Origin of the sequence: Rothia sp. HSID18067 (assembly GCF_003989445.1) — a bacterium.
GTDB classification, from domain to species: domain Bacteria; phylum Actinomycetota; class Actinomycetes; order Actinomycetales; family Micrococcaceae; genus Rothia; species Rothia aeria.
Map to the genome: position 1 here is coordinate 674,166 of NZ_RBMF01000001.1, position 16,048 is coordinate 690,213.

Below are 16,048 nucleotides of genomic sequence, written 5' to 3' on the forward strand. Positions count from 1 at the left end.
GCGTGAGGAATAGTGTTGGGCCTTCTGCGGTGGGGCGGCTGAGGGGGAGAGCCCGCCGGGGGTGGGAGAGCTACCGTACCGGGCACCGTCGGCGCCACGACCGGTCGGTGAGTGCGCTGATTCGGTTGGATGCGCGTCTTATCCCGGCGGTGGCCGCCCTGTGGGTGTTTACGGCTTTTGCTTTATTGGGCGGCACTTTTGAGGCGGTTAAGGTGGCCGCAGTGCTGTGTATTGTGGCTTTGGCGGTTGCGGTTGGGGCGCTTTATCTTCCCGAAGGTGTCGGCACTAGTGTGGCAGAAGGCCCAGCTTATGCTGGGGTGCAACCGACGGGGATGCGGCGGGTGTGGCATTCGGCCCGGCCTTACGTTGTGTTTATGGGTGTGTGGGTGCGGGGTGCAGCTCCGCAGGCGGTAGCGCATCTGTGCCTTATCGCGTTGGTGCTGGTGGCGCAGTCGGTTCTGCTGACAGCACGCGGGATTGATACGGACCGTTCTACGTTGCGTCAGGTTCAGGGGGCTTCTGTGCGTATTACCGGCATGGTTTCTGAGGTGCGGGCGGCTGATGCCCGTACTTCCCTCATCCTGCTCAAGGCAGAGACCGCGCAGCTGGGTCACGAGGTGGTGCCCTTAGGGGAGACAGTGCGCGTGTATCAGGCTGCGGCACGGAAAAATACCCGTTCTGCCGCCGGATCTGGGAAGGTCACCCCCACCCCGGGGACACGAGCAACGGTAATTGGAACGGTCGAAAACAGGGGAGCTGCCGCCTACCTTAAAGAGGCGTATGTGTATGCTCCGGGGGAGGTGGTGAACCCCTCAAACACCGCGATTCTGCGCACCACATTGCGGGAGCACGCTGTGGCCCGTATTGGTGCTGAGCCCGCCGCACTCACCCTGGGGATGGCCTACGGCGATGATTCGGCAATGCCTAAAACCACGCGGGAGAACTATAAACTTAGCGGGCTTAGCCATCTTACGGCGGTGTCGGGGGCGAATATTGCCATTATGTTTCTGCTCGGTTACCGCGTGGGGCTGCTGCTGAGGTTGCCGCGTCGTTCCCTTGTGTTTGCGGGCGCCGGGGCGGTCGCGGCGTACACTATGCTGCTGGGGTTTGAGGGGTCGGTGGTGCGGTCACTGACGATGGGTGCGCTTGGTGCGCTGGCGCTCATTCGCGGCACGGGGCGTAATACGCTGAGCGCCTTAACGACGGCGCTGCTTCTGTGTCTGGTGTTCTCGCCTTCGCTTGCGCTTGATATGGGGTTTGCGCTGTCGGCGGTGGCCACCGCATCCCTGGTTCTTGTGGCCCCTTCCCTCACGCGGCTGCTATCGGCTGTGCTGCCGCATACTTTGGCGGAGCTGATGGCTGCGGCTACCAGCGCCTCCCTGTGGTGCGCCCCGCTTATTGTGGGAATGAGCGGCAATGTGCCCCTGTACGGGGTGGCTGCGAACCTATTAGCTGCACCGTTGGTGCCGCTGACCATGTTCGCCGGTTTGGCGGCATTTGGGGCGTGGGCGGCGGGGTTCACCCCGCTTGCGGATGCGTCCCTAACGGTGGCGGCCCTACCGGCGGGGCTGATTGAACGGGTCAGTACGTTCTTTGCCAAAGCCCCGGGGAACCCGTGGCAGGTTGAGGCCTCCGCCGCAGCCGTAGCGGTGGCGTCTGCGGCGGTTCTTGGGGTGAGTGTGCTGTTCTGGGCGGGTGATGCGTGGCAGTACCGCCGGAGCCACCACGGGCAGTGGGCGAGAGAAAATACCAGAATACCGAACGAACGCTCGGTACAGAATAGGGGACGCACCCCGCAAAACAGCGCCCGACTGATACGGGCACACGCTCACCCGGAGGCTTCTGCCCAACCCGCGCCACCTCGGACCCTTCCACCGGGGCTGAAAAGCCCCACCCGCATCGCCCGCCGAACCCCGCCCCGGTATGATGGGTAAAGCACGGTTTTATCCCGCCGCACCGTGTGGGATAACCGCCAGATTCAGACACTACCGTGCGCCCACCGCGCACCACGGAAAGGACACTATGGCACAGCGGGCAAATGGGCGGCGCGGCCGAGGCGGCGCACTCGATAACGCGTGGCGCACCGTTGAACCGGCACCCGCTGTGCTCCTGTACGGGGCCGAAGAATACTTTGCGTCCCGCGCCAGGCAGCGCCTGCGGGGTTTGTACGGCAGCGCCCACCCCGATCTTGAAATAGTGCGGATGAACGCCTCCTCCTACACGCGCGGGGACCTGACGATTCAGGCAAGCCCCTCACTGTTTGGCTCCACCAAGCTCATTGAGGTTGAGGCATTAGGGGCCATGAACGACGATTTTCTCACCGACGCACTCGCTTACCTTAGCGCCCCCGAACCCGGGATTATGCTGGTTATGCACCACTCGGGGGGGAACCGCGGTAAGAAGCTGATCGATACGGTGCGCACTCATTTCACGCTGGTGAACTGCAAACCGCTAAAAACCGACCGGGAGAAAACAGAGTTCATTCACAGCGAGTTTTCCTCGGCAAAGCGGCGCATCGCACCGGCGGCGGTTACCCTGCTCGCCGCTGCCGCAGCCGATACCGCCGAACTGGCCTCCGCATGCGCCCAGCTGATTGCCGATATCCCCGGGGATATTACCGAAGACGCGGTGAACCGCTACTATAGCGGGCGCACCGAGGTGACCGCGTTCAGGGTGGCGGATGCGGCGATCGCGGGTAACGCTCCCGAGGCGATGCGCCTGCTGCGTCATTCGCTCTCTACCGGCACCGAACCTATCCCCATGTTGGGCGCCTTAGCGATGCGGGTGCGTAATATTTCGCGCGCGCACGGGGCGCGGGCAAGCTCCACTGAGCTGGCGCAGCAGCTGGGAATGGCCCCCTGGCAGGCTGAGCAGGCGATCCGTGATGCCCGGCGGTTCAGCCCCGCCCAGCTGGCGCATATTGTGCGGATGCTCGCTGAAGCAGATGCGCAGCTCAAAGGTGAAGGGCAGGACCCGGTGTACGCGATAGAGCGTGCCGTTCTGAGTATCGCTATGCCCGGCGGCAGGTAGGGCCGGGTGAAGGCACCCGGGCGGGTGCGGCATAATGGTTGGATGCGCGAAACTTTGAAGAAAATGTTTTATGCCGCCCTACCGTTTTTGCGGAAGGCCGCAACCGATGCCTTTGAGAATGCTTCCGGGAATAAGCAGCAGTCCGCTGCCGATCAGCCCGCCTCCAACCACACCACCAGTGACGACGCCGGGCGTTCGCAGGCGCCAAGCCCGGCCACCGTTGCGAAGAAACGCCCCGCCAAAGATACGGCGCAGAAGCAGGGCTCGCCCGCACGCCCCGAACCAGCTGGGGGTTCCGCTTCTTCTGGGTCGGATTACCCCGGTGATTACCGTGGCGCCATCGATTTTGAGTACACGCCCTCACTGGATGGGGACGCCGATCCCGGAGAAATTGTGTGGACCTGGGTTCCTTTCGAAGAGGACCACTCCCAGGGTAAAGACCGCCCGGTGGTTTTGGTGGGCCGTGACGGGCAGTACCTGCTGGCGCTCATGATGACCAGCAAGGACCACAATAACCGTGAGCACGCCGACCGTGACTATCTTGATATTGGTACGGGCCCCTGGGATGCGCAGGGCCGCCCCTCCGAGGTGAAGCTGAACCGGGTGATTCGGGTGCGCCCGGAGCAGATGCGCCGTGAAGGTGCGATCATGCCTCAGGGCACGTTCAAGCAGATTCAGGATGCGTACACCCGCCGTAACGGTTAGGCTCCGGCGCAGAGGGGTGCAGGTGCCCAACCCGCACCGCCGGAAGCGCAGTTTATCTGCTATGATATGTGGTTGAGTGTCCGATGGTCATCGGACACTGCTGGCCGATTGCCATAGGCATCCCCACGCCGCTCAGTCAATGATCGGTCAGCGTCGCCCTCACCGACCAATAAGACAAACAGAAAGTTTAACCGTGGCTAATATTAAGTCCCAGAAGAAGCGTATCCTCACCAACGAGAAGGCTCGCCTGCGTAATAACGCCATTAAGTCTGAGCTGAAGACCGCAACCCGCAAGGTTAAGGAAGCGGTTGAGGCACAGAACAAAGAAGCCGCTGAAGAGGCCCTGCGCTTTGTGAGCCGTAAGCTGGACAAGGCTGCTTCGAAGGGCGTTCTGCACAAGAAGAACGCTGCTAACAAGAAGTCCGGTCTTGCCAAGCTGGTAAACAAGGCTTTCTAAGCAAAACCGCCCGTATTGGGCGTGTCTTTTGTGAAGTGAGTTAATCCCCCGTCGGTTCCTTACCGGCGGGGGATTTTCTGCACCCTACCAGCCGAATGCTACCCGGTGCAGGCTCAGCACCCGCATCAGACTATCTAGGCTCCCCGCAGGTGCCTTGTTTCGTCAGGGCTGGCACCGGCTCATCTTCATAATTTAGCTCGGATGACCGCCGGGTCCATGCCACGGTGGATGGCCGGTATACAATGAGCGGTACTACCGTATTCACCGATACCGAAAAGAGCAATCTATGGGTCATCACAACTTCCCGCCCGCCCGAGTCTTTGAGACATTCACAAAAGAAAATACTGAGCGCCCGCGAGGTATTCGCAGTTTCTTTAATGCTGTCTCCACCAGTGGCGACTACACCACCATCATGCTGGTGGGCATGCGTTCACGAATCGACCCGGCAGGTAACGGCGAAGACGCCCTTGACATTATCCACCGCGCCTTCGACCCGTGCGAGGAACTGCCAGGTATCGATATGGACCCGTTCTTCGACTATACCCTTGCGCCCGCGCACCTATACTCGGATGGGGAATCTGCCAGCCAGCTGGTATTCCCAAAACTATTTTTTAACAGCATCGAAGTACCCGAGCAGAAACTACGCCTGCTGATTGTCACCGGCCCCTCACCCACGCTGCACCTGAAAAAATTTACGGACGAGTTCTTCCGGTACGTGCTCAAGCAAGGCATTCAGCACGCCGTTTTCGTTGAGACCAACGAGGCGCAGGTTCCGCATACCCGCCGCTACCCGCTGGCCCTCACCAGCTACGACGAGCAGCTGACCGCGGTACCCGGCATCGGTGTTGAGATGCACACCGGCCCGGTATCCCCAACGACTATACTGGCGAACCAGGCCCAGCAGGCGGGGCTGGGGCGTTCCCTCACCCTGCGGGTGGGCATCCCCGGGTACCTCTCAGCCGAGGCGCAGAACCCGCGCGCCGTCGTCGATATGATTAAGGCCCTGGAGAAGATTCTGGGCATTACCGTCGATTCGGAAGAGTACACCGAGCTGCAAGCCAAAGCAGACTCGTGGGAGCAGGAACTCGCAGATGAGATGGCTGATGACTTCGAGAAAGTTGAGATTGTGCGCGAATACGAACAGCGCGTGGACGAATCCCTACAGTCGGTCTCCGGGGAAGAGCTGGCCAACGATATTGAGGAGTTCCTGGGCACCCTCACCGAAGACACCTCCGGCGGCGCTGATGGTCACTCACAGTAGCTCCCGGTAGAATAGGTGCTGGTATTTACATCGTCACCAGGAGACACACACCCCATGAGCACCCCCACCGGCGCCGTTAACCGACGTGGCCCGTTCCGCCCCGGCGAGCGCGTTCAAATCACTGATGAGCGCGGCCGCATCACCACCATCACCCTCGCCGAGGGCGGCGAGTACCATTCGCACCGTGGCTTTTTGAAACATGACGATTTGATTGGCGCCCCCGAAGGCACGGTCGTCACCAACACGCACGGGGTGCAGTACCAGGCGCTGCGGCCGCTGTACAAGGATTTTGTGCTGTCCATGCCGCGCGGTGCCGCCGTGGTGTACCCGAAGGACGCGGCACAGATTATTGTCAAGGGCGATATTTTCCCAGGCGCCCGCGTGGTCGAGGCCGGGGTAGGTTCGGGGGCGCTGTCCATTGCGCTGCTGCGGGCTGTAGGAGATGACGGCCGCGTGCACTCTTTTGAGCGCCGCGCAGAATTTGCTGAGGTTGCCCAGGCGAATATTGAGACCATGTTCGGCGGGCCGCACCCGGCCTGGGCGCTCAGCATCGGGGACCTGCAGGATACGCTGCCTGAAGCTGAGCAGCCCGGTAGTGTGGACCGGGTGGTGCTTGATATGCTCGCCCCCTGGGAGTGCCTGGATGCGGTTGCTCAGGCGCTTGCCCCCGGCGGGGTGCTGGTCTGCTACGTGGCAACTGTTACCCAGATGTCCCGCCTGGTGGAGGGGCTGCGCCTAGATGGGCGGTTTACCGAGCCGGAATGCGATGAGACGATGGTGCGCGGCTGGCATGTGGAAGGGCTGGCGGTCCGCCCGGATCACCGGATGGTGGCGCACACCGCGTTTTTGGTGGTTGCCCGCCGCCTAGCGGATGGGTCGGCCCGGCTGGCACCGAAACGCCGTGCCTCAAAGAGCGATTTTTCGGATGCAGACATGGACGCGTGGATTCCCATGAACGTGGGGGAGCGTGAGGTGACCGATAAGAAGGTTCGCCGCGCCGTACGGGACGCAAAAAACCTGGCGCAGAATGCGGCCGCCGCGCACCAGATCGCGGTTGAGGAAAGCCGCCAAGGCGGAGACGAATAAACAGTCAGCACACGCCCTGCACGGCGGGTACCCCACCACGCAGCACGTGTGGTGTAGTGGTTTTTACTGGTTTTCTTACGGGGAGCGAGGATTGATGAGCGGTTCAGAACCTGCACAGCACACGGAAACGCAAGGCCAGCAGCCCAGCCCGGCGCCGCACTATTCCGCGTCCTATGCTCAAACCCCCGGTGCTGCACCCGGGCCCATGCCCTCAGCGCGGGCTGTCAACCCCCAAGAGTATGATGCGCTGCTCAGGCGGCTCAGCGCCGCCGAAAGCACTCGCACCAATATGGAGAGGAACATCCGCAGCGCCGGGGAGAAAAACCGCAAACTGGTGGAGGCGCTCACCCGCGCCAAAGCCGAAATTGAGCGGCTGCGGGTTTCCCTTGCCCAGCAGGTGATGCCGCCGCTGAATTCGGCGCTTATTCTTGCGGTAGGTACCGGCCGCACCACCTACACGCAGCTGGCGGACGGTAAAACCCCGGCAGAGACCGAAGACTACCTGGATGTGCAGGCTGGGGGTCGGCTGGTGCGTGTCCCCATATCACCGCTGCTTGAACGCAGCGACCTGGCCCCGGGCATGACCGTGCTGCTGAATGAGCAGTCCGAGGCGGTACTCTCACTCGGTTATGAGGGCTACGGTGATGTGGTGACGGTGCGTGAGGTGCTCACCGACGCTAAGGTGCTCATTGATACCGCCTCCGGGGCGCAGCAGGTGGCGCGCATCGGCGGCGCCCTAGCCTCTGAAACGCTGCGAACCGGGGATGCTGTGACACTCGATACCCGCACCCGCATGATCACCGCGAAAGTACCGGCATCACGCTCCCAAGAGCTGGTACTTGAAGAAATTCCGGACATCTCGTACGCGCAGATTGGTGGCCTCACCACCCAGCTGGAGCAGATCCGTGATGCGGTTGAGCTGCCCTATTTGCACCCCGAAATTTTTGAACGCTACCACCTGGCGCCGCCCAAAGGTATCCTGCTGTACGGCCCGCCCGGCAACGGTAAAACCATGATCGCCAAAGCTGTGGCACACGCGCTGGCCGAACGCGCCGCCGCGCTACACCCCGGGGCTAATACTCGCGGGTACTTCCTCAATATTAAAGGCCCTGAACTTCTCGATAAGTTCGTGGGCGAAACCGAACGGCAGATCCGGGATATTTTTACTGCGGCCCGCGAAAAAGCGCAGGCAGGGCACCCCGTGGTGGTGTTCTTCGACGAGATGGAGTCCCTCTTCCGTACGCGCGGCACCGGCCGCTCCTCCGATATTGAGACCACAATCGTGCCGCAGCTGCTTGCCGAAATTGATGGTGTGGAATCACTCAAAAACGTAATTGTTATTGGTGCAACCAACCGTGAAGACCTCATTGACGCGGCCGTGATGCGCCCGGGCCGCCTAGACCTAAAAATCCGTATTAACCGCCCGGACGCCGCTGGGGCAGCCGAAATTTTTGCGCTGTACCTCACCGACGACCTGCCGTTTGATACCGCCGAAGTGGACCGCCACGGCTCGGTGGACGCCGCGGTTCAGGCGATGATTTCGGCGGCCGTGCAGCAGCTGTACTCGCGTACCCCCGCCAACGCCTACGCCATAGCCCGCGTAGACTCAGCACACGCCAAATCGGGGGCAGCGTTGACGGGGCACACGCTGTACCGCGGGGATTTCGCGTCGGGTGCTGTCATCCGCAATATTGTGGACCGCGCCAAAAAACAGGCCATTAAAGAGCAGCTGGACACCCTCATCACAGCCCCCGGTGTGCCCCCTGCGGCGGGAGAAATCACTGGAGGTATCGGCACCCGTCACCTGCTGGAGGCGGTACGCGCCGAGTTCGAAGATCAGGTGGAGTTGCCTCCGCTGCCGGATATTGAGGATGCGCTCGCCATGGCCGGGGTGCGCGGGCGGATTGTTTCGGTGGAGCCGGCCCACACCGCTGCCCGTGCTGTCCCTGACGAGTTGAAGGAGTAGCAGTCAGATGCGTACACCACGGTATGGGGTGTCCCGCGTGATGGGTGCGGAAACCGAGTATGGGGTGATTGCCCCCGCCGCGCCCGGGACGAACCCCACCATCCTGTCGGCAATGGTGGTAAACACCTACTCTAAGCTGGTGGCTGCCCGGGAGGCTGCGCTGCGGGGAGAGGTTGAGTCCCGTGCGGCTCAAGCGCAGCGGGCCCTATGGTCTGCGGAGTCTGAGTCCCCGCTCACCGATGCGCTGGGGGGAACGATGAGTGAGGCGCAGGCACATGTGTCGCAGCTGACCCATACCCGCCGTGAGCTCACCAGCGAAGATATTGCTTTAGAGGCGCTGCGTGAGGCCGGTATTGATGGGGATCAGCAGATGATTCACGGCCGTGGCGGCTACCCGGAGCGGCTGGATTGGGACCGGGTTACGATGAACACGATCCTGCCCAATGGGGCACGTCTTTATGTGGATCATGCGCACCCCGAGTATTCGTCCCCGGAGACGCTCACACCTGCCCAGGCGGTGCTCTACGACGCGGCAGGTGATGCTATCGCGTATGAGGCTCTTGCTGAGATCGCCCGCCACGCCGAGGACCGTTTGCCCGCCGTGAAGCTGTATAAAAATAACACTGATTCTAAGGGCCAGTCGTACGGTGCCCACGAGAATTACCTGGTGGATCGTACGGTGCCTTTTGATGAGGTGGCTCAGGGGCTTCTGCCGTTTTTTGCAACCCGCATAATTTTCACGGGTGCCGGGCGTGTGGGTATTGGCGTCAATGGTGAGAAACCGGGTTTTCAGATTAGTTCCCGCGCCGACTTTTTTGAACGCACCGTGGGGCTTGAGACCACTATCCGGCGGCCTATTATTAATACCCGTGACGAGCCGCACGCCGATTCTGAGAGGTACCGGCGTCTGCATGTTATCCCGGCTGATGCTAACCTTTCTCACTACTCGAACCTGCTGAAGTTCGGTACTGTGGCGCTGGTGTTAAACCTGATCGAGTCGGGGCGGGTACCGTGCATCCAGCTCACCGACCCGGTGGCGGCGATGCACACGGTCAGCCACGATACGACCCTCAGCGCGCAGCTTCCTGTGGCGCAGTATCCCGGTGGTGCTGCAACCGCCACAGCCTTGGAGGTGCAGCGCACTTACCTGAAGGCTGCGCTGGCTCATGAAGAGAGCAACCCCGACGGTGTGGATGAGCCGACCCGGCAGATCCTTACCCTGTGGGGGCAGGTGCTGGATGCGCTGGGACGGGACCCGATGGAGCTTGCCGACCGCCTGGATTGGGTGGCGAAGTATGCGCTGGTGCGCGGCTATGTGGCTAAAGGTGTTGCCTACAGCGACCCCAAGCTGAAGGCGCTCGATTTGCAGTACGCTGATATTGACCCTCAGCGCGGGCTGTACCATCGGCTGGTTGCGCGCGGGCGTATGCGCACCCTGTTCACTCCGGAGCGTATTGCGCGGGCGGGGCGTACCCCGCCGGAGCAGACCCGCGCCTATTTACGCGGCACTCTCATGAGCCGCTGGCCGGATGAGGTGATCAGTATGAACTGGGATACGGTTGCGTGCCGGGGTAAGTACTCGCGGGAGCTGACCCGGCTGGTGATGCCTGAGCCGACCCGCTATAACCGTTCGGAGGTTGAGCCGCTGCTGGAGCGGGCGCGGCATTCGGATGAGCTGTTACAGTTATTGGCGCGCGGTAATGCCGCCTCATAAACCCGTTCGTTGGCGGCGGTTCAGCAAGGACGCCGCTTTTAGGTGAAGGAGAGAGTTGATTATGTCACGTGAACGTATGAGTGCCTCGGAGCCGCTGGGGCAGGAGCAGGCCCAGGAGCAGGAGCTGACGCTGGCTTCCCATTCGGCGGTGCAGGATGTGAGCGAGGTCGATGACCTGCTGGACGAGATTGATGGGCTGCTGGCTGAAAACGCCGAAGATTTTGTGACCGGTTTTGTGCAAAAGGGCGGCCAGTAGGACGCGGGGCGCGGTAATAGCTGAAGCGCCCCGCACCGTAGTAGTGCCGGTGAGGAAGAAGAGTAGTGCAGCAACGCATCGTTGGTATTGAAACCGAGTTTGGTCTTAGCTACGTGCCCAAGGGCCTTGGCAGGCTTAGTAATGAGGAGGCGGCAGCGGCTTTGTTTAAGCCGGTGCTGGATGAGTGGCGCTCCACAAACGTATTCCTGCCAAATGGTGGTCGCCTGTACCTGGATGTGGGCTCGCACCCCGAGTACGCCAGCGCCGAGTGCGCCAGTATTGAGGAGCTGTTAGCGCAGGAGCGGGCCGGTGAGCTGCTGTTGGCGCGTTTAGCGCGGCAGGCCCAGCAGCGTCTGCGCACCGAAGGGGCACACGGGACGCCGCTTGAAGGGTCGTTCTACCTGTTGAAAAATAATGTGGACTCTGCGGGTAATTCCTACGGCAGTCACGAGAACTACCTGATTAGCCGTAAACTGGCGTTCCCCACGCTTATTGAGCAGCTGGTGCCGTTTTTAGTTACGCGTCAGATTCTGGTGGGCGCCGGTAAAACCCATCCGAAAGGCGGACCGGTGTCTGGTTCGACTGACCCGGCTTCAGCGACCGGTGTGCCCTCGTTTTCGTTCTCTCAGCGGGCGGACCATATTTGGGAGGCGGCCAGCACCTCCACCTCGCGGGTGCGTCCACTGATTAATACTCGTGATGAGCCGCACGCGGATGCCTCAAAATACCGGCGGATGCACGTGATTAATGGGGACTCAAATATGGCTGAGCCGACCGTGCTGCTCAAGATTGTGAGTACGGATCTGGTGCTGCGCATGCTGGAAGATCGTTTCCCGCTGACCAGCCTGAATATTGTTTCAGTGCCTCAGGCGTTGCGTGCTATTAGCCACGATATGAGCGGGTCCGCCGCATTTGAGACTGCTGACGGGCAGCGGTATACGGCCTTGAGTGTGCAGCGCCACTACCTGGATGCCGCCCGCAAGTACGTGGACTGGCATGGGGAGCATCATCAGCACGTGGGTTACGCCCTCGATTTGTGGCAGCGTACCCTGGATGCGGTGCACAGCGGCGACTACAGCAGTATTGATACCGAGATTGACTGGGCTATTAAGAAGAAACTGTTAGACGCCTATATTTCCCGGGCGCAGGCTGCGGGGCAAGAGACCAGTTACGCGAGCGCACGCATACGACAGCTGGATTTGGCGTACCATGATATTGACCCGGATCGTGGGGTGTACCATGCGCTGGTGCGCCGTCAGGCGGTAAAAACTGTGTTACCTGCCGGAGCCGCCGAACATGCAATTGATGAGCCTCCAGCGACTCGCGCCCGGTTGCGTTCGCAGTTCGTTAAGGCGGCAAAGGCAGCAGGGGAGCAGTTCACGGTGGACTGGGTGCACATGCGGTTAAACGCCTACCCGCAGCATACTGTGGTGTGTAAAGATCCGTTCCAAACACACAGTGAACAGGTGGATGAGGTGGTCACTATGCTGGGGCATAAACACCCCGAACCGCCCGCACCGCCGTTAATCTAGTTTTTGCTCTTGAGCCCGGGTGCAGCCCCCTTAGACGGTGGTTTCATCACTCACAGCGTACTGCGTGTGACCTTCCGCCCCTTGTGGCGGTAGCATGGGTTTTTGAGTGTCGATTCAAATCACCAACCAACCGAAAGGAAGCCTTCGTGCTGAAGCATCATAAAAAAGCAGCGGCCGCGTCTGTGTTGTGTCTGAGCTTACTGCTGAGCGCCTGTGGCAATAATACTAATAACGCCGATAACCCCCTTGATAAGGTACAGGTCGATATGAATGGGGCCACGGCAGCCCCTTCAGCCTCTTTTTCAACGCCTTTTTCGGTGGATCGTAACGTGTCACGTGTCATCGAAGAAGGCAGCGGTGAAGCTATCCAGGATGGCGATAATATTCTCGTCGAAATCACTCAGTTCAATGGGACTGATGGAAGTTCAAAGGATGCACAGGGCAGGGAACAGACCACCTACGCATCCGCCCCTTTCAACATCACGGTTAATGAGCAGTTGAAAGAAGAAGACCCCGAGGCATATGAGACGGTTAAGAAGCTGAAGGTCGGCGGCTCGTTCATGATGAGTTCTAACCGGGATCCTCGCGTTCAGCCTTCACCGGGGGCTCCGGCTAAGACTGTCTCACCGGGCACTCCCACCAATGTTCAGGTCATTACCGTGAAGCAGAAGATTAACAACCTTGTCTCGGGTAAGGCTGAGGCGGAAGACCCGAAGCTTCCCAAGTTTACTCTGGATGAGAAGAGCGGTAAGGCTGAAATTAAGCTGCCGGAAGATAAGGGTGAGGAGCCGAAGGAGCTAGTCTCTAAGGATCTGATTGTCGGCTCGGGCGAAAAGGTTAAGGAGACCGATAACGTATACGCCAGGTACATGGGTGTGCGCTGGTCGGACGGTAAGGAATTTGAAAACCACTACAATGCTGATTCCGCACAGCCGGTGGTCGGGTTCCCTCTGCAGCAGGTGATCCAGGGGTGGCAGAAGGGACTGGTAGGTAAGACTGTCGGTTCCCGTGTGGAGCTTATCATCCCTGCCAACCTTGCATACGGTGAGCAAGCACCAGAAAATACGAAGGGCGCCTTGGTGTTCGTGATCGATATTATCGATGCTAAGACTAACCATTCGGCGGTCAAAGCTAAGGAACAGACGGACGCTTTGAAGAAGCAAGCAGCTGAGAAGGCGGCTTCCGCCTCCGCTAATCCTTCTGGTGGTGCGGCTCCTTCGCAGACCCCGGCGCCCTCCAGTGATGGTTCAGCTTCCGCTTCTGCCAGCCCGGCTGCGACCGAGCAGAAACCTAGTGAGAGCGCATCCACCAAGTAGGTAGCCCGCAGTTTTGTGCGGTACCCGCGCTGTGAAGGCGCGCTATCTCAGGTGTGCGGCCCGCGCACTCATTCACATCACTGAAATTAGTATTCTAAGGAGACACATGTCATTTGGTCAGCGTAACCTCGACCGGCAGAAGCCCGAAATCGAGTTCCCCGAAAATGGGGCCCCCACCGAGCTTGTGGTGAAGGATTTAATTGAGGGGCACGGCGCGCAGGTTGTGCCCGGCTCCCGCGTACTCGCCCACTATGTGGGGGTGGCGTTCTCAACCGGTGAGGAGTTTGACGCCTCGTGGAACCGGAATGAGCCGCTGCCGTTCCAGGTGGGTGTGGGCCAGGTGATCCGCGGCTGGGATGAGGGCCTGATCGGGATGAAGGCCGGTGGCCGCCGCCGCCTCGAAATCCCGGCTGATATGGCCTATGGTGATCGCGGTGCCGGCAGTGCTATCGCCCCGGGAGAGTCCCTGATTTTCGTGGTTGACCTATTAGAGGTTCGTTAACCACAGTCCTTCTAAAAGTAAAGGTGCTTTCGCTGCTGCGTCCTGCCTGAGCCAACCGGCTTCGGCGGGACGCGGCCGTTTTATAGGCGCCCGCCCCTGCCCTTTCGGGCGGAAACCGTAGAATGGTGGGTATGGAAGAACTCTTCAGGGTGTACCATCTGCTGGCGTGCAGCCCCCGTTACGGTATTTCACGCACCGAATTTTTGGGTGCGCTCGGTATTAGGGTGGGGCGTGATGATGCGCTCAGCCCATCACAGGAGCAGGAGTTTGAGCGCGCGAAGAAGGCGCTGCGTGATGCGGGTATTCCGCTGGTGAATACAGAAACCGGCGGGTACCGGTTACAGGTGGGGCCGAACCCGCTCACCGGGTGGGATATGACCGTTGAGGATTACCGGGTGCTCGATACTCTGTGCAAAGGCTGGTACGGTACGGACCTGGAAGACAGCGCCCGCCGCATCCTGCGGAAGGTGGCCGCGAGCGTGCCGAACCTGCAGCATGTTAAAAAGCTGCACTCCCACGTTGAGCCGCTGACCCGCATCCGTTTTCAGGATGACCCGTACCTGGAGGAGATTTTTTCGGCACTGGCCGAACATAAAAACGTCTCAGTCTCCTACCAGAATTACAGTGGTGCCCGGCGTCAGAGCACCCTCTCGGTGTGGGGTGTGGGGCACCGTTACGGCAACTGGTATTTCGTGGGTTTTGACTCCTCGAAGGCACAGCCGCGAGCCCAGCAGCAGGGTTTCACATACCGGCTCTCCCGCATGGGGTCTTTAACGGTTCTTAAGACCGGGCCGAAGGCGTTCACGGCGGCGCCTGTGCAGTTCAGCATGGCTGATTCTCTTGACCGGCTGGGCCGGTGGCAGAACAGCACCCTCACCGTTGAGGACGCCCGCACCGGGCAGCAGTTTACGGTGCCTTCTTACGGGACAGTTGAGACCGCCACCGACGCCATCAGCAACGGCTGGCGTATACCGCATGCGGAGGATAATGAGCACCAGCGCACGGTTCGGCAGGTGCAGCAGCGTATCCTGCGTGAGCTACAGCAGGCGCATGAGCACCCTGCTAAGACCCCAAGCGGGTGGAAGAAAAACACAACCCGCGATAGGCCTGATGCGGTAGATAAGCTGATTGACGCGCTTTTGGCGTTGCACTGTGTGCAGGCCACCGGTGAGCAGAGCCTGAAAACTATTGGTGCCGCCTTGGCGGTAGATACTGGCAAACCGAAGAAACTTCTTGATGCGTTCCGGGCGGTTGAGGCGCACTACGACCGTCACGTACCGGAGGATTCTTTACCGTTTGAGCGGGGTTTTGACGACCCGCAGACCAATCACAAGGGCGCGCACCTGGTGGAGTACCTGCCGTTGGAGGCGGGGCACCAGCTGTATGCGGGGGTTGCTTTCTCGGACGTGGAACTTGCCCTGTTAGTGTTCAGCCTGGATGCGGCACAGCATATTCTGGGCCACGGCGAACAGCTGAGCAGGTTACGGGATACTATCGCCAACAGTTATGGTGACCGCGCCGGTGAGCTTTCCCGCGCTTTAAGTTTCCGCCCGGACGCACCGTGGCGTACCGAGATCCTGGAGGCGCTCGCATCGTCCCGGGCGTTACGGATCCGGTACGGGGATCAGGATTTTGAGCGGGTGATCGACCCGTATGGGCTGGTGTTCATGTATAACCAGTTCTACCTGTATGCGTTCTGCCGAACTTCTGCCGGGCGTGTGGGGCAGCGGGATGCGTGGCGTAATTTTAGGCTCAGCAGTATCACGTATCTTGAGGATGCTGGCCCGGCGCACCCGCGAACCCCGCCTGCTCACGCGCACACCCCGGAGCAGTGGAGTCGGGCCCAGCAGTTCGACGAAGATAACCCGTTTGCTCTTTTGCGGGTGCGGGTGGAGGCGCTGGGCAGCCCCGGTTCTTCTGCGGTGAAGGAGGCCTGCCGCCGCCTGTTGAGGGTCAGTTCGCACGCTGTTGCGCTTGATGCGGCTAAACCGAACAGCCCTAAAGTATTTCATCGGGTGCATTATTTTCCGGGGGAGCGGCGGCAGGGTATGAGGCGTATTCTTGATACGGTCATTGACGGCGGCGGGGCCCTGGAGCTGCTGGGCCCCCAGCAGTTACGGGCCGAATTATTGGAGCGCATTGATGTGCTGATGGTTGAGGAAGGTTCGCCGGACGCTGAGTCGTAGGGCGTTCTTTCTGCACGCGAGCTTGTATAATATTAAG

At 60.5% G+C, this 16,048-nt stretch carries 13 protein-coding genes; all 13 read left to right on the plus strand.

The features are described 5' to 3' along the window. Nucleotides 1-2 precede the first annotated feature (2 nt). Nucleotides 3-1,934, plus strand: coding sequence for a ComEC/Rec2 family competence protein (locus D8M23_RS02990; protein WP_161971644.1), 1,932 nt, complete (start codon nucleotides 3-5; stop codon nucleotides 1,932-1,934). Nucleotides 1,935-2,022: 88 nt separating this feature from the next. Continuing rightward, on the plus strand, nucleotides 2,023-3,030 hold the full coding sequence (gene holA, locus D8M23_RS02995; RefSeq protein ID WP_126853622.1) for a DNA polymerase III subunit delta: 1,008 nt from the start codon (nucleotides 2,023-2,025) through the stop codon (nucleotides 3,028-3,030). A 42-nt stretch (nucleotides 3,031-3,072) separates the two neighbouring features. Then, a complete protein-coding gene (locus D8M23_RS03000) occupies nucleotides 3,073-3,735 on the plus strand; it encodes a type II toxin-antitoxin system PemK/MazF family toxin (RefSeq protein ID WP_023133055.1) in 663 nt (220 codons plus the stop codon). Between the two features lie 193 nt (nucleotides 3,736-3,928). Beyond that, the gene (rpsT, locus tag D8M23_RS03005; protein ID WP_023133056.1) at nucleotides 3,929-4,192 is read left to right on the plus strand and encodes a 30S ribosomal protein S20; all 264 of its coding nucleotides are present in this window, start codon (nucleotides 3,929-3,931) and stop codon (nucleotides 4,190-4,192) included. 286 nt (nucleotides 4,193-4,478) lie between these two features. Continuing rightward, nucleotides 4,479-5,453, plus strand: a complete 975-nt coding sequence (locus D8M23_RS03010) for a PAC2 family protein (protein WP_126853623.1) — start codon at nucleotides 4,479-4,481, stop codon at nucleotides 5,451-5,453. A gap of 54 nt (nucleotides 5,454-5,507) precedes the next feature. Continuing rightward, a complete protein-coding gene (locus D8M23_RS03015) occupies nucleotides 5,508-6,539 on the plus strand; it encodes a tRNA (adenine-N1)-methyltransferase (RefSeq protein WP_126500045.1) in 1,032 nt (343 codons plus the stop codon). Nucleotides 6,540-6,633: 94 nt separating this feature from the next. Next, nucleotides 6,634-8,505, plus strand: coding sequence for a proteasome ATPase (gene arc, locus D8M23_RS03020; protein ID WP_126853624.1), 1,872 nt, complete (start codon nucleotides 6,634-6,636; stop codon nucleotides 8,503-8,505). A gap of 7 nt (nucleotides 8,506-8,512) precedes the next feature. After that, a complete protein-coding gene (dop, locus tag D8M23_RS03025; RefSeq protein ID WP_126853626.1) occupies nucleotides 8,513-10,219 on the plus strand; it encodes a depupylase/deamidase Dop in 1,707 nt (568 codons plus the stop codon). 61 nt (nucleotides 10,220-10,280) lie between these two features. Next, nucleotides 10,281-10,475: a ubiquitin-like protein Pup gene (locus tag D8M23_RS03030; RefSeq protein ID WP_006887166.1), complete on the plus strand. Its 195-nt coding sequence runs from the start codon at nucleotides 10,281-10,283 to the stop codon at nucleotides 10,473-10,475. A 65-nt stretch (nucleotides 10,476-10,540) separates the two neighbouring features. Further along, a complete protein-coding gene (gene pafA / locus D8M23_RS03035; protein WP_126500042.1) occupies nucleotides 10,541-12,007 on the plus strand; it encodes a Pup--protein ligase in 1,467 nt (488 codons plus the stop codon). A gap of 146 nt (nucleotides 12,008-12,153) precedes the next feature. Then, nucleotides 12,154-13,323: an FKBP-type peptidyl-prolyl cis-trans isomerase gene (locus D8M23_RS03040; RefSeq protein ID WP_238693740.1), complete on the plus strand. Its 1,170-nt coding sequence runs from the start codon at nucleotides 12,154-12,156 to the stop codon at nucleotides 13,321-13,323. Nucleotides 13,324-13,429: 106 nt separating this feature from the next. Beyond that, nucleotides 13,430-13,825, plus strand: a complete 396-nt coding sequence (locus D8M23_RS03045; protein ID WP_006887121.1) for an FKBP-type peptidyl-prolyl cis-trans isomerase — start codon at nucleotides 13,430-13,432, stop codon at nucleotides 13,823-13,825. Between the two features lie 131 nt (nucleotides 13,826-13,956). Then, nucleotides 13,957-16,011 carry a helix-turn-helix transcriptional regulator gene (locus D8M23_RS03050; protein ID WP_161971645.1) on the plus strand — a complete coding sequence of 685 codons (2,055 nt, stop codon included), beginning with the start codon at nucleotides 13,957-13,959 and terminating at the stop codon, nucleotides 16,009-16,011. Nucleotides 16,012-16,048: the final 37 nt, after the last annotated feature.

Coding starts and splice junctions, on each gene's coding strand:
- D8M23_RS03030 (WP_006887166.1), top strand. CDS start 10,281: ATGTCACGTGAACGTATGAGTGCCTCGGAGCCGCTGGGGCAGGAGCAG.
- D8M23_RS03050 (WP_161971645.1), top strand. CDS start 13,957: ATGGAAGAACTCTTCAGGGTGTACCATCTGCTGGCGTGCAGCCCCCGT.
- holA (WP_126853622.1), top strand. CDS start 2,023: ATGGCACAGCGGGCAAATGGGCGGCGCGGCCGAGGCGGCGCACTCGAT.
- D8M23_RS03015 (WP_126500045.1), top strand. CDS start 5,508: ATGAGCACCCCCACCGGCGCCGTTAACCGACGTGGCCCGTTCCGCCCC.
- D8M23_RS03010 (WP_126853623.1), top strand. CDS start 4,479: ATGGGTCATCACAACTTCCCGCCCGCCCGAGTCTTTGAGACATTCACA.
- dop (WP_126853626.1), top strand. CDS start 8,513: ATGCGTACACCACGGTATGGGGTGTCCCGCGTGATGGGTGCGGAAACC.
- D8M23_RS03000 (WP_023133055.1), top strand. CDS start 3,073: ATGCGCGAAACTTTGAAGAAAATGTTTTATGCCGCCCTACCGTTTTTG.
- arc (WP_126853624.1), top strand. CDS start 6,634: ATGAGCGGTTCAGAACCTGCACAGCACACGGAAACGCAAGGCCAGCAG.
- D8M23_RS03045 (WP_006887121.1), top strand. CDS start 13,430: ATGTCATTTGGTCAGCGTAACCTCGACCGGCAGAAGCCCGAAATCGAG.